This is a genomic window from uncultured Roseovarius sp. (assembly GCF_947489715.1).
Taxonomy (GTDB): Bacteria; Pseudomonadota; Alphaproteobacteria; order Rhodobacterales; family Rhodobacteraceae; genus Roseovarius.
Window position 1 is genome coordinate 397076 of sequence record NZ_CANLER010000001.1, and the last position, 24749, is coordinate 421824.

A 24749-nucleotide genomic window follows, 5' to 3' on the forward strand; every position below is an offset into this window, starting at 1 on the left:
AAGCGCAATGGTGGGCATAGTTGCCTAAAAAATAGGCAATTTGCTCCGCGGCAGGTCGATTTCACCCCTGCAAACATTGTTTAACATTGGGTTTCTGCGTAGAACGGTGCCGCTGCACAAGGATTAGGCATTTGGCGTTGCCCGTGACAAAAACTGCGAATTCCCCGGCTGTTTTGCTGGCGCCGCTGGCGGGAATCACCGACCTGCCGTTTCGTACGCTGGTGTCGCGGTTCGGTGCCGGTCTGGTGGTGAGCGAGATGATCGCCAGCCAGGAAATGGTGCAGGCCAAGCCCGGCGTGCGGGAAAAGGCCGAACTGGGGTTTGGCATCGCCAACACGGCGGTGCAGCTGGCCGGGCGCGAGGCGCATTGGATGGCCGAGGCGGCGCGGCTGGTCGAAGCGAATGGCGCGCGGATCATTGACATCAACATGGGGTGCCCTGCCAAGAAGGTGACCAGTGCCAGTGGCGCGGGAGCGAGCGGGTCGGCCTTGATGAAGGACCTGGACCATGCGCTGAGCCTGATCGAGGCGGTGGTGGGCGCGGTCAGCGTACCGGTGACGCTGAAAACCCGGCTGGGTTGGGATTACGCGCTGCTGAATGCGCCCGACCTGGCGCGGCGGGCGGAAGAGGCGGGCATTCGGATGATCACCATCCACGGACGCACCCGCTGTCAGTTCTACAAGGGCCATGCGGATTGGGCCGCGATCCGCGCCGTGAAAGAGGCAGTGAACATCCCGGTCATCGCCAATGGGGATATCGTCGACGTGGCCAGCGCGCGCGAAGCGCTGCGCCTGTCAGGGGCCGATGGTGTGATGATCGGGCGCGGCGCGCAGGGGCGGCCCTGGAAGCTGGCCGAAGTGGCACAGGCGTTGAGCGGTGGCCCCGCGCCGATCATCCCGCACGGCGCGGCATTGGCCGATCTGGTCTGTGGGCATTATGAGGAGATGATCGCGTTTTACGGGGCCGAGCTGGGCAACCGGGTGGGGCGCAAGCATCTGGGCTGGTATCTGGACGATGCGGGCACCGGCGTGGCGATGCGCAAGCGGCTGCTGACCTGTCGCGACGTGGCGGAGGTGTTGCGCCTAATCCCCGAGGCGCTGGCGGATCGCGAGAGGGCGGCGGCATGAGCGATGACGCGATCTGGACCTCGTTACCCGTGCCGGCGCTGATGCTGGACGCCGAGGACCGGATCACACGGATCAACCCGGCGGCGGAGGGGTTCCTGATGTCCTCGGCGCGGGCGGTTCTGGACCAGCCGGTCTGGGACAGGCTGGCGGTGGATGCGCCTCTGGAGGACGCGTTGCAGCGGGCCCGGGCCCATGATGCACCGCTGTTCGTCAACGATGTGGATGTGGGCACCGGGGACCGCGCGCCGATGCAGTGCAATCTGCAGATCGCACCGCTAAATGGCGCGCCGGGAGTGATGCTGCTGCTGATCTCACCGCGTGAACTGGCCGGGCGGATGACGCAGAACACCTCGGTCAAGTCGGCGGCGCGGTCGGCGATCGGCATGGCCGAAATGCTGGCGCATGAGATCAAGAACCCGCTGGCGGGCATCACCGGGGCAGCGCAGCTGTTGTCGATGGGACTGAAGGCGGATGATCTGGAACTGACCGATCTGATTGTCAGCGAAAGCCGCCGCATCGTCGGGCTGCTGGATCAGGTCGAACAATTCGGCAATGTCAGCGCGCCGGATCTGCAGCCGGTGAACTTGCATGATGTGCTGGACCGGGCGCGCCGGTCGGCGATCGTGGGCTTTGCCGCGCGGATGCAGGTGCTTGAGGAATATGACCCGTCGCTGCCGCTGGCGCAGGCCGATCCGGACCAGTTGCTGCAAGTGGTGCTGAACCTGCTGAAGAACGCGGCCGAGGCGGCGGGCGAGGGCAGTGGCAGGATCATACTGCGCAGCTATTACGAACCTTCGCTGAGGGTGCGGCAGGGCGACGGGCCGGGGCGGTCGCTGCCGCTGCAGATCGAGATCGAGGATGACGGGCCGGGCCTGCCCGACGAAATTGCCGGAGAGGTGTTCGAGCCGTTTGTGTCGGGGCGCGAAAACGGCACTGGGCTGGGGCTGGCGCTGGCGGCCAAGATCATTTCTGACCATGGCGGGTGGATTTCGGTGACCTCGGCACCGGGGCGGACGGTGTTCCGCATTTCGCTGGCGCGCGCGGATCAAAAGGGAGACGGCTGATGGATGGCACGGTATTGGTGGCCGATGATGATCGCACGATCCGGACGGTGCTGACCCAGGCGCTGACGCGGGCAGGGTGCAAGGTGCATGCCACCTCGAGCCTGACGACGCTGATGCGTTGGGTCGGTGAGGGCAAGGGCGATGTGGTGATCAGCGATGTGATGATGCCCGATGGTAACGGGCTGGAGATGCTGCCCAAGATCGCCCGTGACCGGCCCGGGCTGCCGGTGATCGTGATCTCGGCGCAGAACACGATCATGACCGCGATCAAGGCCAACGAGGCGGAGGCCTATGATTATCTGCCGAAGCCGTTTGACCTGCCGGATTTGATGAAGCGGACGGCGCGCGCGATGGAAGGCGCGACCCGGGCGGCGAAAGCGACCGAGCTGCCCGAGGCCCCCGAGGAGTTGCCGCTGATCGGTCGGACACCGGCGATGCAGGCGCTATACCGGGTGGTGGCGCGGGTGATGAATACCGATCTGCCGGTGCTGATCAGTGGTGCCTCGGGCACCGGCAAAAGCCTGATCGCGCGCACGATCCATGATTTCAGTGACCGGCGCAGCATGCCGTTGGTCACGGTTACCCCAGGCGATCTCGTTGATCTGGAAGGGCCAAGCCGATTGATGGCGCGGGCGCGCGGCGGCACCCTTGTGCTGGAAGAGATCGGCGATCTGGACGCCGATGCCCAAGGCCGGGTGGTGCGGATGCTGGACGCCCCGGGCGAGGATCAGCCAAGGTTCATGGCGACCACCCAGATCAGCGGGGCCGCCGCGATACAGGAGGCCGGGCTGCGCGAGGATCTATACTACCGCCTGGGTGGCGCGGTGATCGACGTGCCGGCGCTGTGCGACCGGGTGGATGACATCCCGCTGCTGGCAGCGCATTTCCTGGCTCGTGCCGAGCGCGACGGGATGGGCGCGCGATCACTGTCCGACGAGGCGATGGAGCTGATGCGCGGCTATATCTGGCCGGGCAATGTGCGGCAGCTGGAGAACGCGGTGCGCCGGATCGCGCTGACCGCACAATCCGAGATCGTGACCCGCGCCGAGGTCGAAGCGTTGCTGAGCACGCAGCCCGCCGCACAACCGATTCTGGGGCAGAATGACAGCGAAAGCCTGTCGGAATCAGTGGGGCGTCATTTGCAGCGCTACTTCGATTTGCACGGTGATATGCTGCCACCATCGGGCCTTTATGCGCGAATACTGCGGGAAATCGAACTGCCTCTGATTGAAATTGCACTGGATGCCACCGGCGGAAATCAGGCTAAGTGTGCCGATTTGTTGGGGATCAACAGAAATACGCTACGGAAGAAGATAACAGAGCTTGATATTCGCGTGACACGACGCCGCAAGTTGATGTAAAACTGCAACATAGTTGTGGCCGATAAGGGGCAGTCGCCTGCTTGGCCACCATATGTAGCGGGGCGTGGCAGTATCACCCCCATCAAATGAGGGCAGCCCGTGGCAACGCGGACACGCAGGATTAGCTGGGAAAGCCTGAGCCGTCTGCGCCGTATGCGCAGGGTTCAGAATGTTGCGACCTTTGGCCTGGTCGTGCTGGGGCCGGTTCTGGCGCTCATGACCTTCCTGGTGATGGGGCCGTTGGATCGGGGTGCATCCTCGAATGTGCTGCGCATCGTGATGCTGGCCGACCTGATCTACGTGATCATAGTCGCCGCCCTGGTTTTGCAGCGCGTCGTGCGGATGGTGGCAGACCGGCGCAAACGCTCTGCCGGATCAAAGTTGCATATCCGCCTGACCTGGGTTTTCGCGATCATGGCGCTGCTGCCGACGGTCACCGTGGCGGTCTTTGCAACACTCAGCGTGAATATGGGGCTTGAGGCGTGGTTTTCCGACCGGGTGGGCGGGGTTGTCGACAGTTCGGTCGCCGCCGCGCAAGCCTATGAGGACGAACACCGGCGCGACCTGATCACCGATGCGCGGGTGTTGGCGTCGTTCATCAATGCGACCAAGCGCGCGACGGTGTTCATGGATGATGGCGACATCCGCAAGGTCCTGTCCGAAGGTCAGCAGAAAATCCAGCGCGGGCTGCGCGAGGCATTCGTGATTGACGGCACCGGCGAGCTGCGATCGCGCGGCGAACGCTCCTACCTCTTTGATTATGAACAACCGACACCGCAGGCGATTGCCGCGGCGCTGGATCAGGGCCTGCTGGTCATTCAGGACTGGGATAATAACGAATTCCGCGTGCTGATGCCGCTGGAGGCGATCCCGGACCGGCTGCTTTATGTCAGCCGCAACGTGGATGGCGCCATTCTGAACCTGCTGGATGAAACCCAGGAAACCGCAAGGTTCTACAAGCAACGTGAGACCGAGCGCGGCCGGGTGCTGTTTGAGTTTGGCCTTGTTTATCTGGGCTTTGCCCTGATCCTTATCCTTGCCGCCGTCTGGTTGGGCATGCTTTTCGCCGAGCGCCTGTCGCGCCCCGTCGGGCGGCTGACACTGGCAGCACAGCGCGTGGGTGAGGGCGATCTGGACACCCAGGTGCGCGAGGAAGAGGGCGATGACGAGATCGCGCAGCTGAGCACCTATTTCAACCAGATGACCAAGCAATTGAAGGGCCAGCGCAACAAGCTTTTGGCCAACACCCAGCAGATTGAACGGCGCAGGCGGCTGTTTGATTCCGTGCTTGGATCAGTCTCGTCCGGTGTGGTCGGGCTGGATGCGCGCGGGCGCGTGACCTTTGTGAACCGCGCGGCGGAAAGACTGCTGGATTGGCACGAAGATCAGCAATCGCTGTCGCTGAGCGTAGCAGTGCCCGAGTTTGACGCGCTTTTTGAGCGGCTGCGCGGTAGTGCCACGGGTTTTGTGCAGGAAGAGATCAAGGTATCGCGCGGCAAGCGGCAGGAGAACCTGCTGGTGCGGATGTCGAAGCGTTTGAACGAAGAGGGCAAGCGCGAGGGCTATGTTGTGGCCTTTGACGATGTGACCGATCTGGTTGCGGCGCAGCGGATGGCGGCCTGGGGCGACGTGGCCCGGCGGATCGCCCATGAGATCAAGAACCCGCTGACGCCCATTCAGCTATCGGCGGAGCGAATCAAGCGCAAATTCTCGAAGCAACTGGACGAAGAGAATGCCGCCAGCCTGGAGCAGTTGACCGACGTTGTGGTGCGCCAGACAAATGATCTGCGCCGGATTGTCGATGAATTCTCGAAATTTGCGCGGATGCCCGAACCTGAAACCAAGGATGAAAGCCTGAGCCGGTTGATCCGTGAGGCGGCGCTGTTGCAGGAAAGCGGGCAGCCCAATGTGCGGTTCGAGACCGATTTCTGCGAGGATGATCTGTGGGCCGAGGTAGATGCGACCATGATCAGTCAGGCGCTGACAAATCTGATGAAGAATGCCGGGGAAGCCATTGAAAGCCTTTATGAAAAAGGAAAACCCGAAGACCACACGCCAATGATCCGCATCAGCAGTGCCATCGAGGATGACGTGGCGGTTCTGCGGATTTCCGACAATGGCATCGGCCTGCCCGAGGATCGCAGCAGGCTGTTTGAACCCTATGTGACGACGCGGGAAAAAGGCACCGGTCTGGGCCTGCCGATCGTCAAGAAGATCATCGAAGAACATGGCGGCACGCTGGAACTGGACGATGCCGAGCCATTCACCAAAAACGCGCGGCCCGGTGCGATGGCCGTGATTCGACTACCGCTGATGCGGGCGGTCGGAACCCAACCACAAGAACAACAGGCGGTATGAGGATAAAATGAGCGATATTCTGATAGTCGACGACGAACGGGACATTCGTGAACTGATCGCGGACATTCTGGAAGACGAGGGGTACGGGACCCGGCTGGCCGGCAATTCCGACGACGCGATGAGCGCGATTGCCGACAGCCAACCGGCGCTGCTGATCCTCGATATCTGGCTGAAAGACAGCAATATGGATGGGATCGATATCCTGAAGGCGGTCAAACGTGATTACCCGGAAGTGCCGGTGGTGATCATCTCGGGCCACGGGAATATCGAGATCGCGGTCGCGGCGATCAAGCAGGGCGCTTATGATTTCATCGAAAAGCCCTTCAACATCGACCAGTTGATGGTGGTGATCCGACGCGGCATGGAAACCAGCCGTCTGAGGCGCGAAAACACCGAATTGAAGCGACGCGATACGGCGCCTGCGGACATGCTGGGAGACAGCGCGGCCTTCCGCACGCTGGTCAGCCAGCTGGACAAGGTGACCAAATCCAATGGCCGGGTGATGCTGACCGGACCCGCGGGCTGTGGCAAGGAACTGGCGGCGCGCTATATCCATGCCAATTCGAACCGCGCCGACGGGCCGTTTGTGAGTGTCGGCTGCGCATCAATCGAATCCGACCGTATGGAAGAGGTGCTGTTTGGCCGCGAGGGCGAGGACCGGGGCGTGGAGCCGGGCCTTTTGGAAGAGGCCAATGGCGGGGTGATCTATTTCGACGAGGTGGCGGATATGCCGCCCGGCACGCAATCGAAAATCCTGCGGGTGCTGGTGGATCAGACGTTCCTGCGGGTTGGCGGTTCCGAGAAAATCGAGGTCGATCTGCGGGTGATATCCTCTACCAACCGCGATCTTGAGGCTGAAATCGCCTCTGAAAGGTTCCGCCGCGAGCTCTATCATCGCCTCAACGTCGTGCCGATTGCCGTGCCGTCGCTGGAAGAGCGGCGAGAGGATATTCCGCAGCTGGCGGCCTATTTCATCGAGATGTTCAACCGGACACAGGGCCTGCCGATGCGCCGGCTGAGCAGCGAGGCGGGGGCCTTGTTGCAGACGATGAGCTGGCCGGGGAATGTACGGCAATTGCGCAATGTGATGGAGCGCGTGCTGATTCTGGGCGACGATTCGGACGAGATCGAGGTGCGTGAACTGCCCGGCGAGAGCGATGCGGCACCCGAAGAGGGGCGCGTGGTGCTGTCAGGTTCGATCGCGACATTGCCGTTGCGCGAGGCGCGCGAGGCGTTCGAGCGAGAGTATCTGCTGACCCAGATCAACCGGTTTGGCGGCAATATCAGCCGCACCGCCGAATTCGTCGGGATGGAGCGCAGCGCCCTGCACCGCAAGCTTAAATCTCTGGGCGTGGTGACCAGCGCCAAGGCCGGAAACCGAGTGGCGCATGTCAACGATTCCGAAGAAACCGAACCGGCGGAGACATGAAAACGGCAAAAAGGCCGGAATACATTAACCCAGAGGTCATTATTTAGGCTTTGACCAACTCGCCTTAAAGTAGTAACCTATCCATAAGTACAATTTGTGTGGACGCACAATTTTTGCTTATATTAACGGAATGGCAATCTTTGCGATGCCTGAATTGAATTTGATAAGTCGTTTTTGAAGAAGGAAAAAATTACTCTCGGTACGGTTTCCACGTCACCACTCACGGATTTAAACATCTGGCCACGGCAATTTTGTGTCGGGTGGCATAACGTTTGAATAGACGACATACCCCGTTGGTAGTTTTTTCTTTTTCGTTCGGCTCAGTCTATTCGGCGCCGGGGGTGACAATCTTCCAACGACCGGACTTCAGACGGATCGCGCAGGATTGCGCTGTGAGCGGGGGCAGAACCTGCGTTGCCCGCAAGCGGGTGGCGCGCGTTGTGGCCGTATCACAGCGCTTTATTTTTGCTCGGGCGTAGCCCTGATCGGCCATGCACTGATCTGAGACCTTGCTGCGCAGCCCCTCATTGGCATCATAGCGTTCGTAGCGCCCCGGCGAGATAAGCTGATGGCGCCAATAGCAATGCCCGTAGCCGTGACAGTACTGATAGGGTTCGTAAACCGGTGGAATATAGCGCGAACGGATGTCCGTAGGCACCTGCCTGAGCGCCGACACCTCACAGGTCGTCTGGTCGCGTTCCATGCGGGCAACGGTTTCACCTTCCTTGTAAAAGATCTGCAATGGCGCGCAGGAGGTCAGAAAAAAGCTGGCCGCCAGCGTGATTTTTCCAAGGTGTTTCATGTGGTTACTCATATGTTGGTATCATGATTACAGCGCGAAACCGGGACAAAGCAATTGACCATGCATTTTCCTTCTGTCATGCAACACCCTCAGAGAGGATGAGGCAAGACGTATGAAGGTCATCATCTGCGGTGCTGGTCAGGTAGGCTGGCAGATCGCCCGCCATCTGTCTGGCGAAAACAACGATGTCACGGTGGTGGATAATAACCCCGATCTGGTGCGCCGGGCAACCGACACATTGGACGTGCAGGGTATAACCGGTTTCGCCTCATATCCCGACATTCTGGATCGTGCGGGTGCGCGCGATGCCGACATGATCATCGCCGCCACCTATTCCGACGAGGTGAACATGGTCACCTGTCAGGTGGCGCATTCGGTCTTTGCGATTTCGCGCAAGGTGGCGCGGCTGCGCAGCCAGTCCTATCTGGACGCGATCTATTCCGATCTTTACCGGCGCGATCACATGCCCATCGACGTGGTGATCAGCCCCGAACGCGAGGTGGCGCAGGCCGCGTTGCAACGGCTGGCGGCCCCGGCGGCCTTTGACACCGATACATTTCTGAACGGCAAGGCGCAGTTGATGGGATTGCGCCTGGAAGAGGACTGCCCGGTGGTCAACACCCCGCTCAGGCAGCTGAGCGACCTGTTTTCGACCCTCAGGGTGGTCGTGCTAGCGGTGCGCCGCGAGGGGCGGCTGTTCGCGCCCGAGGCGGGTGATCAGTTGTTCGTGGGTGACGAATGTTATGTTTTTGCCCCGGTCGAGGATATTCCCAGGACGCTGGAGGTTTTTGGCAAGTCCGAGGTCAAGCAAGAGCGGCTGGTGATCGTGGGTGGCGGTAATATCGGTCTGGCGGTGGCGCGCGCCCTGGAAGAGCTGGGCGGGCGCGTGCGGGTCAAGATGATCGAGCACAGCCGCAAATGCGCCGAATTGGCCGCCGATGCGCTGGAACGTACCATCGTGCTGAATGGCGACGGTCTGGACGCGTCTTTGTTGAAAGAGGCAGGGATTTCGCGCGCCGATGCGGTGCTGGCGGTGACGGATGACGACAAGGTCAACATGCTGGCCGCCGTGCGCGCCAAGGCCGAAGGTTGCCCCTTTGCCATATCGTTGATCAACGACCCGACGCTAGTGCCGCTGATGGGCCCGCTGGGCATCGACGCGCATATCAATCCGCGCGCCACCACCGTCAGTTCGATCCTGCGCCATATCCGGCACGGCAAGGTGCGCGGTGTCTATTCCATCGGCGATGCCGAGGCGGAAGTGATCGAGGCCGAGGTCATGTCGACCTCGAACATTGCCGGATCGGCTATTCGCGACATTGATTTCCCCGAAGGCGTGCTGGTGGGGGGCGTGCTGAAGGAAGGTGAGATCCTGAAGCCGACCGGCGGTTTGCGGATCGAGGCGGGCGACGTGATCGTGCTGTTTGCGCTGGCATCTGACGTGCCGATGGTCGAGCAGTTGCTTCAGGTCTCGATCGATTTCTTCTGATCCGATGATCGCGCGGATCCTGACATTCCCCCTGATCCTGGTTCTGACCGGCATCGCGGCGCTTGCGATGTTTATCCCGGCGCTGCATGCGCTGGTCAACGAGGATCACAGTGTATCGCGCAGTTTTGCTTATTCGGGCATTCTGGGCATGGCGCTGGTGATGGTCGTGGGGTTGGCGATGTCGGGGCGCCAGCGGGCCGGCCCGAGCGATTTGCAGAACCTTCTTTCGCTTTTCATGGCGTTCTCTGCCTTGCCGCTGTTCCTGGCGGTGCCGTTCTACGAGGGGTTGGAGACCACAAGTTTTCTCAATGCCTATACCGAGATGGTGTCCTGCGTCACCACCACCGGGGCCACGCTGTTCGAGGACCCGCGGCGGCTGGGGGACACGCTGCATCTGTGGCGCGGCATGGTCGGCTGGGCGGGGGGGCTGCTGATCTGGGTTAGTGCCTCGGCGGTTCTGGCACCGCTGAACCTGGGCGGGTTCGAGGTAACGGCCACGGCCGAACCGGGGCAGGGGGCGGACGCGACTGGCCGGTTTGAACGGGCCACCGCGGCCCGGCGCATCCAGCTGATTACCCTGCAACTGGCGCCGATCTATATCGGGCTGACCGGGGCGCTGTGGCTCTTGCTGCTGATCGGGGGGGACCGACCGATGGTTGCGCTGATCCATGCCATGTCGACGCTGGCCACCAGCGGAATATCGCCCATCAACGGGGTGCAGAATGGCACCTCGGGGATGACCGGCGAAATGGTGATTTTCCTCTTCATGCTGTTCGCCCTGTCGCGGCTGACATTTTCGTCCGACACCATCACCACCGCGCGGCCCGGGCTGAACAATGACCCCGAATTTCGCATCGGGATGCTGTTGGTCCTGGGGGTGCCGTTGCTGCTTTTCGGACGTCACTGGCTGGGCGCGGCGGATGTGAACCAGGTCCCCGATGTGCAGGTGGCGCTGAGGGCGCTTTGGGGCGGAATTTTCACGGTGCTGTCTTTCCTGTCGACCACCGGGTTTGAAAGCGCAGATTGGGAAGTGTCGCGCAATTGGTCTGGGCTTGGCACGCCGGGCCTTATTTTGCTGGGCCTGTCGCTGGTGGGTGGCGGTGTCGCAACCACGGCGGGCGGGGTGAAGCTGCTGCGGGTTTATGCGCTGTACCTCAATGGTCGACGCGAGATGGAACGGCTTGTGCACCCCTCATCGGTAGGTCGGTCCAGTGCGGGCGGGCGGCGCATCCGGCGGCAGGGGGCGTTCATCGCCTGGATATTCTTCATGCTTTTTGCCTTGTCGGTGGCGCTGGTCACGGTCGCACTGGCCTTGCTAGGTGCCGATTTCCAGGAGGCGATCGTTCTGGCCATCGCCACGATTTCCACCACCGGACCGCTGACACAAGTGGCCGCTGAAGATCCGATAAACCTGCTACAATTGAGCACCCCCGCCAAGCTGGTCATGTCGGCGGCGATGGTGCTGGGACGCCTGGAAACACTGGCGATCATCGCGCTTTTCAACCCCGGATTGTGGCGCGATTGACAGGCAGGGGCTTGCATCCCCCGCGCAAAGATGAATTTTAGGGTGGAAACCTGCGCATGGGCACTTCATACTCACGCGACGGGAAAGACCTGTGCCGGTCCGCGGCGCGCGCAAGAACAAAGGCTTTGAGGTTTAATGGCTGCTGACAGACAAAATTTGCAAGACGCATTTCTGAACCAGGTACGAAAGACCAAGATCCCGGTCACCGTATTCCTGATCAACGGAGTCAAGCTGCAGGGTGTGATCACCTGGTTTGACAATTTCTGCATCCTGCTGCGCCGGGATGGGCAATCGCAGCTTGTCTACAAGCATGCGGTCAGCACCATCATGCCATCGCAGCCGGTGAACCTTTACGATGGTGAAGACGCCAGTTGACCGAGACCGCGCGGGAGGCGACCCGGGCCTGGGTTCTGCATCCTGACATCAAGACATCCCAGGGACCACGTGATCCCCAGCTGGCGCTGGAAGAGGCGATATCGCTTGCCCATGCGCTGCCCGAGCTGGAGGTGGTGGGGGACGCACTTGTGCGCCTGCCCAGGGCCCATCCCGGTATGCTGTTCGGCAAGGGCAAGATCGAGGAGCTGAAGGCGCTTTTCGAGGCCGAAGAGATCGAGCTGGTGCTGATCGACGGGCCTGTGACGCCCGTGCAGCAGCGAAATCTGGAAAAAGCCTGGGGGTTGAAACTGCTGGATCGCACCGGGCTGATCCTGGAGATTTTCAGCGACCGTGCCGCCACCCGCGAGGGGGTGTTGCAGGTCGAGATGGCCGCGCTTTCCTATCAGCGCACCCGGCTGGTGCGGGCCTGGACCCACCTAGAACGCCAGCGCGGCGGACTTGGTTTTGTCGGCGGTCCCGGCGAGACCCAGATCGAGGCCGACCGGCGGGCGATTGACGAACAGCTTGTGCGGCTGCGTCGACAACTTGAAAAGGTGGTCAAGACCCGCACGCTGCACCGTGCCGCGCGTGCCAAGGTGCCGTTTCCCATCGTGGCGCTGGTGGGCTATACCAACGCAGGAAAATCCACACTTTTCAACAGGATGACCGGGGCCGAAGTGATGGCCAAGGACATGCTTTTTGCCACGCTTGACCCGACCATGCGGCGGATCGAATTGCCGGATGCCGGCCCCGAGATCATCCTGTCGGACACGGTGGGGTTCATCAGCGATCTGCCGACCGAGCTGGTCGCCGCCTTTCGCGCCACGCTGGAGGAGGTGCTGGCTGCGGATTTGGTGGTGCATGTGCGCGATATCTCGCACCCGGAAAGCACCGAGCAGGCCGAGGATGTGCGCGCCATCATGGAGAGCCTTGGCGTGGCCAAGGAGACGCCGCAGATCGAGGTCTGGAACAAGATCGACCGGCTGGAGGGAGACGCGCTGAACGCTGTCCTGACGCAGGCCGCGCGGACCGACGGCGTGATGGCGCTGTCGGCCATCACCGGGGAAGGAATGGACGCGCTTGTTGCCGGCATCACCGAGGCGTTGGCGGGCGACATGGTCGAGGCGGTCTTGTCGCTGGGGTTCAATGAGGGTCGCAAACGCGCTTGGCTGTTCGAACGCGGGCTGGTGGAAGGTGAAGCGCAGGGCGAGGATGGCTTTGACTTGACGGTGCGCTGGAATGCCCGGCAGGAGGCGCAGTTTCGCCAGCTCTAGCGAACGCCCACCCGAATCGCCCTCAACCCGTTGGTTAACAAGGAAAAACGCCGGGCTGTATCACGTCGGTATAACGTCGGTATTGCGTCGGTATTTTGCACCGCAAAGAGCGGGGTTAACGGTGCGGACGGTGAATTTTCGCAAGATACGGATTGTTGCTTGGTGCTGGGGCTTCATCACGCTGACGCGGGCCGCAGGGCTTGGCGCGGGGGCGGGTATCGTCTAGTGCTGCGCCTTTCCGGAATGCCGGGCACAGGAGGGACATGATGCCGGATATTGCCATACGCGCGTCGCTGGTTTCGCTGGTCGCTTTGCGCGAAGTCGGGGCGGGCTATGAGGTTTTGCTGCTGAAGCGGTCGCAATCGCTGGCCGGTACATGGTGCCAGATCGCGGGCAGTCTGGAAGACGGCGAGACGGCGTGGCAGGCGGCCCTGCGCGAGCTTTCCGAGGAAACCGGCCTGACGCCACGCGCGCTTTATTCAGCGGATACCTGCGAGCAGTTTTATACCGCCGCGACTGATACGATAACGATTGCGCCGGTCTTCGTGGCCTTCGTTGATCGCGCCGCGCCGGTCACACTGAACGCAGAACACAGCGATTTTCGCTGGGTCGGGTTCGAGGACGCGGCGCAGATGGTTTCATTTGGCGGCCAGAGGCGGGTTCTGCGCTGGATCGAGGACGAGTTTATCCGGCGACGCCCGAGCGATCATTTGCAGGTTGACATGGGATGAGCGACAACCGGGCGCGAAAAAAGTGCTTTACTGACCTTCTTCCGCCCTGTGCTCGGGCAGATGTCCGAAGCTGATGGCCAGCCTGTTCCAGGCATTCATCTGCGATATGATCAGGGTCAGATCCACGATTTCCGCATCGGAAAAATGCCTCTTTAGCGCGTCGAACAAGGGGTGTGGCGCGCCGTTGACGGATATCGATGTGATCGCTTCGGCCCATGCCAGCGCGGCTTTTTCGGCGGCGTCGAAGAACGGCACCTCTCGCCAGACTGTAAGGCAATCAAGCCTTTGCTGTGTTTCGCCGGCCTTTCTTGCCTCTGTCGTGTGAAGATCAACGCAATAGGCGCATCCGTTGATCTGCGATACGCGCAATTCGATTACCGCCGTAAGCCTTTGTCCGATCGAGGTAATGTCGTTCTTGGCCTTGGCCATTCTGGCGATGGCTGGGCCGTTGATGGCCACGTAATCTAGGCGTTCGATCATGTCCTGTTCCTGTTTATGCGGTGCCATGAGGGCCTGTTTTGGAGCCGGCTGGCAAGGGGCCAAAGGGTGGCCATCTGGAATGGTTGGCAGGGCAAGGTCGTTGCGTCATCGGGCCCGAAACCGACCACTTTTCGATAGCGGAGTTAGTGCGGCCACACTGGCCCCGAATCTGCATCAGGTTCAATCGGTTTCGGGGGTTAAATATCCAGGTCTTTGGCCTGTTGATATGTGCCTGCCTTCAGGCGCAGGCTGTCTTCGATGATCGACGCCAGCGCGGCAATGCTGACCAGCAGGCCCGAGATGGGCACAATCGCGATGGCATATTTCTTGGGCATGTAGTTCGGCTTGAAGACAAACTGGCCGTCTTCCCACGCGAAATACCACATCTCCCAGTATTTGCCGCCCATCGTCGAGACCGCTTCCATCCCGTAGATGATCATGATCAGGCCCAGACCAAAGATGATCAGCGACCAGAATTGCTGAACCGCGAAGGCGGCCTTGAGCGGCAGCCAGGAATAGATCAGGTCCAGCGCGATGTGATCCTTGTCGCGCACGGTCAGGGCGAGGGCGAAAAAGACCAGCCAGATATTGCTGAGCACGGTCAGGAGGTCGCCCCAGACGGGTGGATTTTCAAACACATAGCGCATGACGACCGAATAGACCGTGAAGGCCACCATGAGCAGCAGCAAGACGGCGCAGAACGCCGTGAGCGTCTTTTTGACAAGGCTGTCGATGAGCTTGATCGTGGCTAGCATTGGAGGGCCCTTTGGTTACAGGGTGTCGGCCTGCGGTGTGGGCTGGCATATGTGAACACGGCGCGCATCAATTCGAGAACCCGAAGAGGCGGGGCAGGAACATGGTGATGTCCGGCACGACGATCAGCACGAAGAGCAGCGCAAAAAGGGCGACCAGGTAGGGCAGCATGGCGACGGCCACCTTTTCCAGGCGGACATTGGCGATGGCGCCTGCGGTAAAGAAGGCGACGCCGACCGGAGGGGTGACGGAGCCGATCAGAAAGCCGACCACCACGACCAGCGCGGCCTGCACATCAGGGTAGCCTGCCTTGACCATGACATCGACAAGCACCGGCCCCGCGACGATGATATTGGCGGCTGAATCCATCACCATGCCCAGCAGGCAGATGAACAGGACCAGCACCAGCGCAAAGAGCAGTGGGTTATAGGTATAGCTCAGCAGCCATGCCTCAAGCTGGCCGATTGCGCCCAGCGATGTCAGCAGCCAGCTGAACGGCCCCGAGGCGGCGATGATGATGAACACCATGGCCGAGTTTCGGAAGGCGCGCACGAAGGCGCCCTTGCAGTTGGACCAGGTGATCGTGCGGTAGATGAAAAGCCCGACGAAGAGCGCGATGGTTGCGGTCAGCGCGCCGGCTTCGACCACGCCGGCGATGCCAAAGACGACCGACCCCACGAGGACGATGGGAATGAGCAGGGCGAATGAGGATTTATAGCCGACGATCATGATGACCTTGAGGCTGAACGGCTCTTCACTCCGCTCGAAATTATTACGGCGGGCGATGACGTAGTTGATGATCATCAGCAGGATGCCGATCATGATGCCGGGCACGATACCACCGGCGAACAGCGCGCCCACCGAAATGCCGCCCGCATTGGCCAGCACGATCATCATGATCGAGGGCGGGATGATGCCGCCGATGGTGGAACTGACCGCTGTGATCGCGGCGGCAAAGGCCGGGGGGTAGCCCGCCTTTTTCATCGCCGGTACCAGCAGCGATCCCACGGTTGCCGTATCGGCCACGACCGAGCCGTTCATCCCGGCAAAGAACATGCTGACCAGCACGTTTGCCTGCGCCATGCTGCCGCGCATCCGGCCGATCAGGCGCTGGCTCAGCTCTACCAGCCTGTCGGTGATGGTGGCGCTGGTCATCAGCTCTCCGGTCAGCATGAAGAACGGGATCGCGGTCAGCGGGACCGAGTCGATGGCGCTGAACATCTGGCTGGGGATCAGGATCATCGGGGCGGCATCGGTGATCAGGATGTAGACCACCGGGATCAGGATCATTGTGAATCCAACCGGGGCGCCCAACAGGATCAGCAGCACCAGGATGATCAGCAGCACAACACTTTCCATAAAGGGGCGGTCCTATTTATCGTCGAAATCAGCTATCGGGCGCGGATATAAAAAGGTGGCGCGACATTGGTCCGCGCCACCGTCTGGACAAGGTTATCGCCGAAGGTTACAGCGCGCCAGCTTCCTCGAGCTGGGCGATGAAGCCGGTCATGCCCTGCTCTTCGAGGACGCGGCGGGCGGTTTCGGGATCAAAGCTGCCCTTGGCGTTGAGCCAGGCGTCGATCGCACCGGCGCGCCATTGCACCAGCTCTTCCTCGGTTGGCACGTACCATTCGGTGATCTCGGCCTTGATGGCGGTTTCACCGGCTTCGACCCAGGCGCGGTCAAGTTCCTGCACCTTCTGGCCAAAGGCTTGCGCCGCTTCGTGCAGCCACGCCTTTTCCTCGTCGCTCAGCGCATCATACTGGCGCTTGTCCATCGAGAGCTGGTTGCCAGACCACGAGCCGCCGATTTCCGTGAAGTATTTCGCGACCTCGTGCAGTTTCGCGACATGCTGCCAGGGGGTGGCAACATACTGACCTGACACAACGCCGGTTTGCAGGCCCTGGTATAGCTGCGACCAGTCATAGGGCACCGGCACCGCGCCCCAGTTCTTGACCAGCGTATATTCAATCGGGCTTTTGGTGACGCGCCATTTGACGCCTTCCATATCCGAGGGCACATGCACCGGGCCGTGGGCATTGCCCAGTTGCCGGAAACCCCCGCTTGAATAGACCGTCAGGCAAATATGCCCGGCCTCTTCGGCGGCGATGTTGCATTGCTTCTTGGCCAGCCATTCGGTCGAAATACGATCTGCATCCTCGATGCTCTTGAAGATATAGGGCAGATCGAAAATCGCCAGCGCCGTGCCGAAATTGCCGAAATTCGCGGTTGAGCTGGTCCACAATGCCAGTAGGCCCTGATTGGCCTGCTCGCCGCAGGATTGCTCGCTGCACAGTGATTTTCGGTAATGCGGCTCGATCGTCATCTTGCCGCCGGACACCTCTTCGAGTGTCGGGATCAGCGCCTGATCAATGGCATCGCCAATCGGCATTCCCAGAAAGCCGACAGTCCCCAGTTTCAGCACTTTTTCGGCGGCCGCGGATTGCGCAAACAATGCCGTGACCGATGCAATGCAGAGCGCTTTGCAAATGGAATTCATCCTCATTGATCTCGTCTCCCGTTGAATTGTTTTGCTTGGCCATATCTTTCACCGCACCTTTGGCCAGTGAAAGTGACAGATGACTTGAAAGATAGGGACAGATAGGTTTGCATCTGACACCCTGATCCCGATCCCGGTAGGATTTGCCGGCCCGATCAGCGCACCGTATGGGAGGCCCAGTTGAGTTCGACCACGCCACGCTTTCTGAAGCTGCCTGAAACCTCAAGCCTGAGTCTGCGCGATCAGATTTGCGAGGTGGTGAGCGCTGCCATCATGTCGGAATCGCTGGCCTATGACCGGCCGTTGCCATCGTGCCGGGAATTGGCGGATCAGTTCGGCGTGTCCCGGAACACGGTTTTTGCGGCCTATAACCGGTTGGTGGACCTGGATTTCCTGGTGTCGCGCGACCGTTCCGGCTATTTCGTCAATCCGCAGATGGCCAGCGTAAAGGCGCCGCAACAGGATAGCGCAGGGGCCGTGCGCGAAATTGTCCCTTGCCCGGTCAGCTTTGCCAAAAACGACCTTATGCCAGTGGTCAATCCGCTGGATTGGAACGCCTATCCCTATCCGTTCATTTACAATCAGATCGACCCGGACCTGTTCCCGGTGGATGGCTGGCGCGAATGCACGCGGCAGGCGCTGGGCCGCAAGAAAATGCCAGCCTGGGCCAATGATTCAGTCGAAAGCGACAGCCCGCAACTTGTCCGGCAATTGCGGCAACGCCTGCTGAACACGCGCGGGATCTATGCGGAGGATGACGAGATCCTGATCACGCTGGGATCGCAGAATGCGCTGTTTATACTTGGCACGATCTTTGCCGGTTCAGGCAAGCCCGTGGCGCTTGAAGACCCCGGTTTTTTCGGCGCGCGCAATGCTTTTCGTCTGGCTGGCAGTGAGCTGATCGGGGTGCCGATTGACGGCGACGGTATCATACCCTCGGCGATCCCGGCCGCGTGCCAACTGGTCTTTACCACCCCCAGCCACCAGTTCCCGACAATGGTGACGATGAGCCAGCAGCGCCGCGAGGAATTGCTTGAGGCTGCCACTGCCAAGGATTTCCTGATCATTGAGGATGATTACGAGGCCGAGATGAACTATGTCGCCAAATCGTCCCCGTCGATGATGTCGATGGATAAGACCGGACGGGTGATTTATGTGGGCAGCCTGTCAAAGACCGTCTCGCCGGGCATCCGGCTGGGCTTTATCGTCGCCCATCGCGACATCATCCGCGAGGCGCGCATTGCCCGGGGCGTGATGATGCGCCATCCGCCCACCATTGTGCAGGAGATCGTCGCGCTGTTTTTCCAGCTGGGCCATTACGATGCCCATCTGCGTAATATCGAGCGGCGGTACCAGAAACGCTGGCACGCCATGGATGCCGCGCTTTCGAAACACCTTCACATGCTGGAACGGACGCAATCCGAGGGCGGTACGTCGTTCTGGCTGACCGGGCCCGAGGGGTTTGATGCGTCGGAACTGGCGGTGCGCCTGCGCGCGCGGGGGGTATTGGTGGACCGGGGGCAGGATTATTACCTGAACTATAATGACAGCCGGAGTTTCAGGCTTGGATTTGCCTATGTGCCGGTGTCCAATCTTGAAGATGGCGTCAGGGTGATTGCCAAGGAGGTTCGGTCGATGTTGTGACAGCGCCGGGGCAGGGCCGAAGGCATCTGTCCCTTCGAAATGCCTTACCTGTCTCTCGCGGGGTTTGAAGAATTCCAGTTATCTGAAAGCCGGGGAATCCCCCAGCCACCACGCCGCGCGGCGTCTGCAGTCGACTTCAGGGAACCGGCGATTTGAAAGACCGTATCGACACCAACCCGAATGTGACGCCATTCCGTTTCCACGTCCCCGATGACGTTCTGGACAGCATTCTGAGCCGGGTTGCCGCCTATCCCTGGCACGAGATGCCCGACGATGGGGGCTGGGACTATGGCACCAATATCGACTACCTGAGATCACTTTGTGCCTATTGGGTCGATGGTTTCGACTGGCGCGCCCAGGAGGCGCGGATCAACAGTTTTTCGCATTTCAAGGCACCGGTCGACGGGATTGACATGCATTTCATCCACGAAGAGGGCAGCGGGCCTGATCCGATGCCCCTGATGATCAGCCACGGGTGGCCGGGATCGGTGGCCGAGTTTTTCGATCTGATCGAACCGCTGGCACATCCCGAGCGGTTTGGCGGTGATGTCCGTGACGCGTTTACCGTGATCGCGCCTTCACTGCCCGGTTTCGCATTTTCCGGACGGCCCCCGCGTCCTTACGGGCCGCGGAAAATGGCGTCGGTCATCAACTCCCTGATGACCGACGCCTTGGGCTTTGAGGGGTATCTGGCACAGGGCGGGGACTGGGGTGGCGCGATCTGTTCCTGGCTGGGCTATGATCATGCGCCAGCCTGCGCCGCCATCCACATCAACGTGTTGACCATGCGCCACCCGGACGGGCCACAAACGCCCGAGGAGGAAGCCTGGGCGGCGCAGTTTGACCACGATCAGATCATGCAAAACGGCTATCGCACGCAGCAGGCGACGCGGCCCCAGACCCTGAGCTATGCCATGATGGACAGCCCTGTGGGCATCGCCGCCTGGCTGATCGAAAAATTCCATGACTGGTCGGACGTGCCCGTGGGCGGCATCGAAGAGGCGCATTCCAGGGATGAGCTGCTGACCAATATCATGATCTACATCACCACGCGGACCTTCAATAGCGCTTCGTGGATCTATTATGGCCGCCGCGAGGAGGGGGGGCGCATCCTGTCGCCCGAGGGTAACCGTGTCGAGGTGCCCACCGGCTGCGCGGTGTTCCCGGCCGAGATGCTCAACTGGCCGCCACGATCCTATGCCGAGCGGATCTACAATATCCGGCACTGGACCGAGATGCCGCGCGGGGGCCATTTCGCGGCGATGGAAGAACCGGAGATGTTGCTGGAAGATATCCGCGCGTTTGCCCGCACGCTGCGCGCCTGACGCAACGTCCGGGTCCCGGGCCCGAGTGCATTTTCAAGGTAGCCGGAAACGGGGCCGGGCCTTTACGACACCAGGTCTGAGAGGCGGTTCAGAGCTGCACGCCGGTGCCCTGCAACACGCCATGTTCCATCGCATAGCGGGTCAGGCCGGCGGTAGAGGAAATGCCCAGTTTGCGTTTGATATTCTTGCGGTGCGTTTCGACCGTACGGACCGAGATATCCAGGTCATGCGCGACGTCCTTGTTGGATTTGCCCTGCGCCAGTTGCAGCAGGATGGTCTGTTCGCGGTTGGTCAACTGTTCGCGGTCGGTGCTGTCGAACGGTTCCAGCGATTCTTGCGCGCCGGTGCAAAGATACCGTTGCCCGGCCATGACCGCATCAATCGCGTTCTTGATCTTGTCGGTGGGCACGTCCTTGAGCACATAGCCCATCGCGCCGTGGCTGAGCGCCGAGGAGATGTATTCGGGGCTGTCATGCATGCTGAGGATCAGGATGCGGGTCTCGGGGCGGCGTTCCAGAATGATTTCGGTCGCTGTCAGGCCGCCGATACCGGGCATGTTCAGGTCAAGCAGGATGACATCCGGTTGCAGCGCCTCGACCTGATCAATGATCTGCTGACCATCGGCCAGCGTGGCGATCACCTGCACATCATCATAGCTTTCGAGGATGGACTGGATGCCTTCGGCGACCATCGGGTGATCATCGACAATCACAACCCGGATACGGGCGTGATCGGGGGTCGGGGTGTCATCAGGGGATGTCATGCGCTGGCCTTTGTCTCGGGCGTGGTGGCTTGTTCGGGGGGTAACAGGTGGCTGAGGGGGACTGTCGCCTCGATCACCGTGCCGGTCTTGCTGGAGAGAATGCGCAGGTTGCCTTCGAGCTGTTCAATACGTTCCTGCATATTGCGCAGTCCCAGGCCGGACGAGGGCGTATTGTTGGTCTTAGACTGATCCAGCCCGCCGCCATTATCGGCGATCCGCAGGGTGGCGCCCCTGGCATGGCCGCGCAGGTCGATGCTGAGCCGGGTGGCGCCGGAATGGCGTTCGACATTGGTCAGCGCCTCTTGCGCGACGCGGTAAAGCGCGATCTTGGCGTCGTCATCCAGCCGGTTGCGAAAGACCACCGTGTCAAATTCCGTCTCGATCCCGGTGCGTTTGCCGAAATCTTCTGTCAGGGCCTTGAGGGCAGGGCCGAGGCCCAGATCATCCAGCACACCGGGGCGCAGATCGCGGCTAATGCGGCGCACCTCCTGAATCGCGCCGGAAAGGTGGTCGATGCCGCTGTCGAGTGTGTCGGCGGCGCGCATGTCGCCTGAGGCCAGCCGCCGCCGGGCGGTATCAAGCGCGTATCGCACCCCGACGAGGATCTGGCTGATGCCGTCATGCAGTTCACGGGCGACACGACCGCGTTCCTCCTCCTGGGCGTCGAAAACCCGCTGGGTCAGCTTCTTGAGCTTGGCATCGGCCAAACGGCGTTCGCGCATGGTGATGAAAAGGCCCGAACCAAAGACCAGCAGCAGCGTGGCCAGCGTAGTGGCACCGATATAGAGGAAGGTCTGGCGAATGCGGGTTTCAACCTCGGCCCGCGAGGCCGCGACGGTGGCCAGAACATCGTCGATGAACACGCCGGTGCCGACGGCCCACCGCCAATCCTGCAACCCGATCACGTAGGTGACCATGCGGGCGGCTTCGCCGGTGCTGGGTTTGACGGAATCGTAAGCGTGATAGCCGCCGCCCGACCGCGCCAGGCGGATCAACTCGTCGGTGATGGCCGTGCCATTGGGATCAGTCCGCCCGGTCCAGTTATTGCCGATGAGTTTGGTCTGGCGCGGGCTGACGAGGTTGTTGCCGTCGTAATCATAGACAAAGAAATAGCCATCCCGACCATAGAGCATGGCGGATAGAATCTGTGTAACCAGCAGCTTGGCCGCTTCGTCATCGGGGGCCGCGCGACCGTAGATGTTGAAGAATGCGTTGCGCGCGATCGATAGGTAGTTTTTCAGCTCTGCCCGTTTGGCGGCGATCAGCTGTTGTTCAAGATTGCGGATTTCGCGTTCGGCCAGCTGCCTTGCCTCAAGCGTGACAAGCACCGAGATCACGACCGCCGCCAGGATGAGCGGCAGCGTGGCAGTCAGGAATAACTTCTGCCCGTAGTTCTGCCAGAGGTGATCGCGCAAGCGTCGCATGGCGAATCGTTACGTCGAATCATTGGTGATTCCCAGAGTGCCCCCCCAGAATTTGCGGGTTTCATGGGGAAATTGGTAAATTCTCTTTACCGCAGGCGCGATTTCTACGCAGTACTCGGTATTTCCAAGCCCCCAAGGCCACGCTAGGGTGACGCCACTTGCAACGATCCGCGTACCGACCCCGAGAGGGAACGGTGCGCTTTCAACTACTCGGGAGGTATTACCATATGGATCGTCGTTCTTTTCTGAAAAACTCGGCTCTGGGCGGCTCGGCCGCGGCGGCAACCGCACTGGCGGCACCGGCTTATGCACAGGGCAACCGGACGCTGACCATGGTGACATCCTGGCCGCGCGGTTTTGCCGGCCTGGCGGATGCGGCTGACAAAACGGCTGCGAATATCAACGCCATTTCGGACGGCGCACTGACCATTGATGTGAAACATGCCGGTGAACTGGTAGGGGCGTTCGAAAGCTTCGATGCGGTGACCGCCGGTCAGGCCGACATGTATCACGCCGCCGACTATTATTTTGTCAACCAGCACCCGGCTTTCGCCTTCTTTACCGGTGTGCCTTTTGGCATGACTGCGACCGAGCAGAACAACTGGTATTATCATGGCGGCGGCATGGAGCGTCACCACGAACTGGGTGAAATCTTCGGCCTGAAATCCTTCCTTGCGGGGAACACCGGGGCGCAGGCCGGCGGCTGGTTCAACAAGGAAATCAATAGCCCCGAAGACCTGCAGGGCCTGAAATTCCGTATGCCCGGTCTGGGTGGCAAAGCGCTTGGCAATCTTGGCGTGTCCGTGCAGAACCTGCCGGGCGGTGAGATCTATCAGGCGCTGGCGTCGGGTGCGATTGACGGAACCGAATGGGTTGGCCCCTGGTCGGACGAGAAGGTCGGTTTCCAGGAGATTGCCAAGTTCTACTACACCGCCGGGTTCCACGAGCCGTCGGCCGGTCTTTCGGTTGCGGTGAACCTGGATGTCTTCAACGACCTGACCCCGGCCCAGCAGGCCGCGATCGAAATCTCGGCGGGTCATGCCAATGTCTGGAACCTGAGCCAGTACCTGATGAACAACGCCGACTCGCTGAAACGTCTGGCGAGTGGCGGCATCAAGGTTCTGGAATTCCCGGACAGCGTCTGGGATGCGTTCGGCGGTGCCAGCCAGAAAGTCTATGACGAATTCATGGGTGATGAACTCTTCAAATCGGTCTACGATGACTATGTAGCGTCGATGCGGTCGTCCTCGGAATGGATTTCGAAATCCTCCGAAACCTATCGCCGTCAGCGCGACCGGATCATGGGCGGCTGACGCCTTTTCCGGATTTTCATAACGAACACGGGCGGGCTCCGGACGGGGCCCGCCTGAGACACAAAAAGCCGGGCAAAAAATGTCCGCCGACAAGGGATTAGGGGTGCCATGCTTGATGCGATCCTCTGGTTTTTCCAGAACATCGGCCTTGCCTTTTTCAATTTCGGTTACGCGATTACCCATCCGCAACTCTGGCTGAACTGGTCGGACAAGGAAGCGTTGATGCGCTTTGTCTATTACGGTGGGTCGGCGCAGTTTTTCTTTGTGATTTTCACGGGTTTTCTGGTCATCACGGCGATTGGCGTTTGGAAAAACTGGTTCATGTGGGGCTGCGTCCGGGTGCTGGAAGGCTTTGCCAACACGGTCGGTCGCTTTTTCGCCTGGGCCGGGCTGTTGATGGTGATCCAGCAGATCGTCATCGTCTTTATCCAGCGTATCTTTGCCCGGCCGGACATCGTTCTGGGCTTCGGCATCCCGCTGGAACTTGATATCAGCTGGTGGGCCGAGGAACTGAAGTTCTACAATGCGCTGGTTGTCGCGCTCTGCTGCACCTACACCTTCGTTCAGGGCGGCCATGTGCGGGTTGATCTGGTCTATTCCGCGATCAGCTACCGAGCCAAGCGAATGGTCGACATGATCGGGTGCCTGGTGTTCATGATGCCGATGGCGGTGCTGGTCTGGCTTTATGGCTGGTTCTTCCTCTGGCGGCACCTGATCGTGCCCAACCCATCTGCCAGCGATACACTGGACCGTCTGCTGCTCAAGGCCCGCGCGGTGCGCTGGAATGTCGAAACGATCGGCTTCAGCCCCAACGGGTTCAACGGCTACTTCCTGTTCAAAATTCTGCTGATCGCCTTCGCCGCGATGGTGTTCATCCATTCGATCGCGTTCTTCTACCGATCTTATCTGGAGTGGAAAGAAGGACCGGAAAGCGAAAACAAATACCTCGACAAGGATAGCCTTGGCGAAGGTGAAGAAGCCTATGAAGGCACGCACTAAGGGGTTCATGAGA

The 24749-nt window shown here is 60.7% G+C and carries 21 protein-coding genes; 14 read left to right on the forward strand and 7 right to left on the reverse strand.

Annotation, left to right across the window (positions count from 1 at the left end; translation table 11 throughout):
- Positions 1-143 precede the first annotated feature (143 nt).
- The 5 genes from dusB (at position 144) to Q1B27_RS01945 (ending at position 7339) form a co-directional block, all read left to right on the forward strand.
- A complete protein-coding gene (dusB, locus tag Q1B27_RS01925) occupies positions 144-1127 on the forward strand; it encodes a tRNA dihydrouridine synthase DusB (RefSeq protein ID WP_299842800.1) in 984 nt (327 codons plus the stop codon).
- Positions 1124-2191: an ATP-binding protein gene (locus Q1B27_RS01930; RefSeq protein ID WP_299842802.1), complete on the forward strand. Its 1068-nt coding sequence runs from the start codon at positions 1124-1126 to the stop codon at positions 2189-2191. The genes dusB and Q1B27_RS01930 overlap by 4 nt, the downstream gene beginning before the upstream one ends.
- Entirely contained in the window at positions 2191-3552 is a 1362-nt protein-coding gene (locus Q1B27_RS01935; RefSeq protein WP_299842805.1) for a response regulator, read from the forward strand. Before Q1B27_RS01930 ends, Q1B27_RS01935 begins: the two co-directional genes overlap by 1 nt.
- A gap of 153 nt (positions 3553-3705) precedes the next feature.
- Positions 3706-5910: a PAS domain-containing sensor histidine kinase gene (locus Q1B27_RS01940; RefSeq protein WP_299844836.1), complete on the forward strand. Its 2205-nt coding sequence runs from the start codon at positions 3706-3708 to the stop codon at positions 5908-5910.
- A 7-nt stretch (positions 5911-5917) separates the two neighbouring features.
- The gene (locus Q1B27_RS01945; protein ID WP_299842808.1) at positions 5918-7339 is read left to right on the forward strand and encodes a sigma-54 dependent transcriptional regulator; all 1422 of its coding nucleotides are present in this window, start codon (positions 5918-5920) and stop codon (positions 7337-7339) included.
- Between the two features lie 325 nt (positions 7340-7664).
- On the opposite strand, the gene Q1B27_RS01950 is transcribed toward Q1B27_RS01945, so the two are convergent.
- The gene (locus Q1B27_RS01950) at positions 7665-8141 is read right to left on the reverse strand and encodes a hypothetical protein (protein WP_299842811.1); all 477 of its coding nucleotides are present in this window, start codon (positions 8139-8141) and stop codon (positions 7665-7667) included.
- A 112-nt stretch (positions 8142-8253) separates the two neighbouring features.
- Here Q1B27_RS01950 and trkA point away from each other — a divergent pair, with 112 nt between their 5' ends.
- The 5 genes from trkA to Q1B27_RS01975 all read left to right on the forward strand — a co-directional run bounded on the left by trkA (position 8254) and on the right by Q1B27_RS01975 (position 13535).
- Positions 8254-9630, forward strand: coding sequence for a Trk system potassium transporter TrkA (gene trkA / locus Q1B27_RS01955; RefSeq protein WP_299842814.1), 1377 nt, complete (start codon positions 8254-8256; stop codon positions 9628-9630).
- Positions 9631-9634: 4 nt separating this feature from the next.
- Positions 9635-11155 (forward strand): TrkH family potassium uptake protein, encoded by a 1521-nt coding sequence (locus Q1B27_RS01960; RefSeq protein ID WP_299842817.1) that lies wholly within the window; start codon positions 9635-9637, stop codon positions 11153-11155.
- A 135-nt stretch (positions 11156-11290) separates the two neighbouring features.
- Positions 11291-11530, forward strand: coding sequence for an RNA chaperone Hfq (gene hfq / locus Q1B27_RS01965; protein WP_085800088.1), 240 nt, complete (start codon positions 11291-11293; stop codon positions 11528-11530).
- On the forward strand, positions 11527-12804 hold the full coding sequence (gene hflX, locus Q1B27_RS01970; RefSeq protein ID WP_299842827.1) for a GTPase HflX: 1278 nt from the start codon (positions 11527-11529) through the stop codon (positions 12802-12804). Before hfq ends, hflX begins: the two co-directional genes overlap by 4 nt.
- A gap of 266 nt (positions 12805-13070) precedes the next feature.
- Positions 13071-13535: an NUDIX domain-containing protein gene (locus tag Q1B27_RS01975; RefSeq protein ID WP_299842830.1), complete on the forward strand. Its 465-nt coding sequence runs from the start codon at positions 13071-13073 to the stop codon at positions 13533-13535.
- Positions 13536-13562: 27 nt separating this feature from the next.
- On the opposite strand, the gene Q1B27_RS01980 is transcribed toward Q1B27_RS01975, so the two are convergent.
- From Q1B27_RS01980 to Q1B27_RS01995, 4 genes are all read right to left on the reverse strand, one after another.
- Positions 13563-14015: a carboxymuconolactone decarboxylase family protein gene (locus Q1B27_RS01980; RefSeq protein ID WP_299842833.1), complete on the reverse strand. Its 453-nt coding sequence runs from the start codon at positions 14013-14015 to the stop codon at positions 13563-13565.
- Positions 14016-14212: 197 nt separating this feature from the next.
- Positions 14213-14770, reverse strand: a complete 558-nt coding sequence (locus Q1B27_RS01985; RefSeq protein WP_299842836.1) for a TRAP transporter small permease — start codon at positions 14768-14770, stop codon at positions 14213-14215.
- Between the two features lie 67 nt (positions 14771-14837).
- Positions 14838-16127, reverse strand: a complete 1290-nt coding sequence (locus Q1B27_RS01990) for a TRAP transporter large permease (protein ID WP_299842839.1) — start codon at positions 16125-16127, stop codon at positions 14838-14840.
- Between the two features lie 106 nt (positions 16128-16233).
- Entirely contained in the window at positions 16234-17274 is a 1041-nt protein-coding gene (locus Q1B27_RS01995; protein WP_299842842.1) for a TRAP transporter substrate-binding protein, read from the reverse strand.
- A gap of 174 nt (positions 17275-17448) precedes the next feature.
- Here Q1B27_RS01995 and Q1B27_RS02000 point away from each other — a divergent pair, with 174 nt between their 5' ends.
- Both Q1B27_RS02000 and Q1B27_RS02005 read left to right on the forward strand, forming a co-directional pair.
- Positions 17449-18912 carry a PLP-dependent aminotransferase family protein gene (locus Q1B27_RS02000; RefSeq protein WP_299842845.1) on the forward strand — a complete coding sequence of 488 codons (1464 nt, stop codon included), beginning with the start codon at positions 17449-17451 and terminating at the stop codon, positions 18910-18912.
- A gap of 152 nt (positions 18913-19064) precedes the next feature.
- Positions 19065-20237 (forward strand): epoxide hydrolase family protein, encoded by a 1173-nt coding sequence (locus tag Q1B27_RS02005; protein WP_299842848.1) that lies wholly within the window; start codon positions 19065-19067, stop codon positions 20235-20237.
- Between the two features lie 88 nt (positions 20238-20325).
- Here Q1B27_RS02005 and Q1B27_RS02010 read toward each other — a convergent pair whose 3' ends face one another.
- Both Q1B27_RS02010 and Q1B27_RS02015 read right to left on the reverse strand, forming a co-directional pair.
- Entirely contained in the window at positions 20326-21000 is a 675-nt protein-coding gene (locus tag Q1B27_RS02010) for a response regulator transcription factor (RefSeq protein ID WP_299842851.1), read from the reverse strand.
- On the reverse strand, positions 20997-22424 hold the full coding sequence (locus tag Q1B27_RS02015; RefSeq protein WP_299842854.1) for a cache domain-containing protein: 1428 nt from the start codon (positions 22422-22424) through the stop codon (positions 20997-20999). Before Q1B27_RS02015 ends, Q1B27_RS02010 begins: the two co-directional genes overlap by 4 nt.
- Positions 22425-22651: 227 nt before the next feature.
- Between Q1B27_RS02015 and Q1B27_RS02020 the strand changes: the two genes are divergently transcribed.
- A complete protein-coding gene (locus tag Q1B27_RS02020) occupies positions 22652-23737 on the forward strand; it encodes a TRAP transporter substrate-binding protein (protein ID WP_299842857.1) in 1086 nt (361 codons plus the stop codon).
- Positions 23738-23845: 108 nt separating this feature from the next.
- Positions 23846-24736, forward strand: coding sequence for a TRAP transporter small permease subunit (locus Q1B27_RS02025; protein WP_299842860.1), 891 nt, complete (start codon positions 23846-23848; stop codon positions 24734-24736).
- Positions 24737-24749 lie beyond the last annotated feature (13 nt).

Excerpts from the sequence above, each read along its gene's own strand:
- Q1B27_RS02010 (WP_299842851.1), bottom strand. The coding sequence starts at position 21,000 with ATGACATCCCCTGATGACACCCCGACCCCCGATCACGCCCGTATCCGG.
- Q1B27_RS01940 (WP_299844836.1), top strand. The coding sequence starts at position 3,706 with ATGCGCAGGGTTCAGAATGTTGCGACCTTTGGCCTGGTCGTGCTGGGG.
- Q1B27_RS01995 (WP_299842842.1), bottom strand. The coding sequence starts at position 17,274 with ATGAGGATGAATTCCATTTGCAAAGCGCTCTGCATTGCATCGGTCACG.
- Q1B27_RS01975 (WP_299842830.1), top strand. The coding sequence starts at position 13,071 with ATGCCGGATATTGCCATACGCGCGTCGCTGGTTTCGCTGGTCGCTTTG.
- Q1B27_RS01985 (WP_299842836.1), bottom strand. The coding sequence starts at position 14,770 with ATGCTAGCCACGATCAAGCTCATCGACAGCCTTGTCAAAAAGACGCTC.
- Q1B27_RS01980 (WP_299842833.1), bottom strand. The coding sequence starts at position 14,015 with ATGATCGAACGCCTAGATTACGTGGCCATCAACGGCCCAGCCATCGCC.
- Q1B27_RS01930 (WP_299842802.1), top strand. The coding sequence starts at position 1,124 with ATGAGCGATGACGCGATCTGGACCTCGTTACCCGTGCCGGCGCTGATG.
- trkA (WP_299842814.1), top strand. The coding sequence starts at position 8,254 with ATGAAGGTCATCATCTGCGGTGCTGGTCAGGTAGGCTGGCAGATCGCC.
- hfq (WP_085800088.1), top strand. The coding sequence starts at position 11,291 with ATGGCTGCTGACAGACAAAATTTGCAAGACGCATTTCTGAACCAGGTA.
- Q1B27_RS01945 (WP_299842808.1), top strand. The coding sequence starts at position 5,918 with ATGAGCGATATTCTGATAGTCGACGACGAACGGGACATTCGTGAACTG.
- Q1B27_RS01935 (WP_299842805.1), top strand. The coding sequence starts at position 2,191 with ATGGATGGCACGGTATTGGTGGCCGATGATGATCGCACGATCCGGACG.
- Q1B27_RS02015 (WP_299842854.1), bottom strand. The coding sequence starts at position 22,424 with ATGCGACGCTTGCGCGATCACCTCTGGCAGAACTACGGGCAGAAGTTA.
- Q1B27_RS01990 (WP_299842839.1), bottom strand. The coding sequence starts at position 16,127 with ATGGAAAGTGTTGTGCTGCTGATCATCCTGGTGCTGCTGATCCTGTTG.
- Q1B27_RS02020 (WP_299842857.1), top strand. The coding sequence starts at position 22,652 with ATGGATCGTCGTTCTTTTCTGAAAAACTCGGCTCTGGGCGGCTCGGCC.
- Q1B27_RS01950 (WP_299842811.1), bottom strand. The coding sequence starts at position 8,141 with ATGAAACACCTTGGAAAAATCACGCTGGCGGCCAGCTTTTTTCTGACC.
- Q1B27_RS01960 (WP_299842817.1), top strand. The coding sequence starts at position 9,635 with ATGATCGCGCGGATCCTGACATTCCCCCTGATCCTGGTTCTGACCGGC.
- Q1B27_RS02025 (WP_299842860.1), top strand. The coding sequence starts at position 23,846 with ATGCTTGATGCGATCCTCTGGTTTTTCCAGAACATCGGCCTTGCCTTT.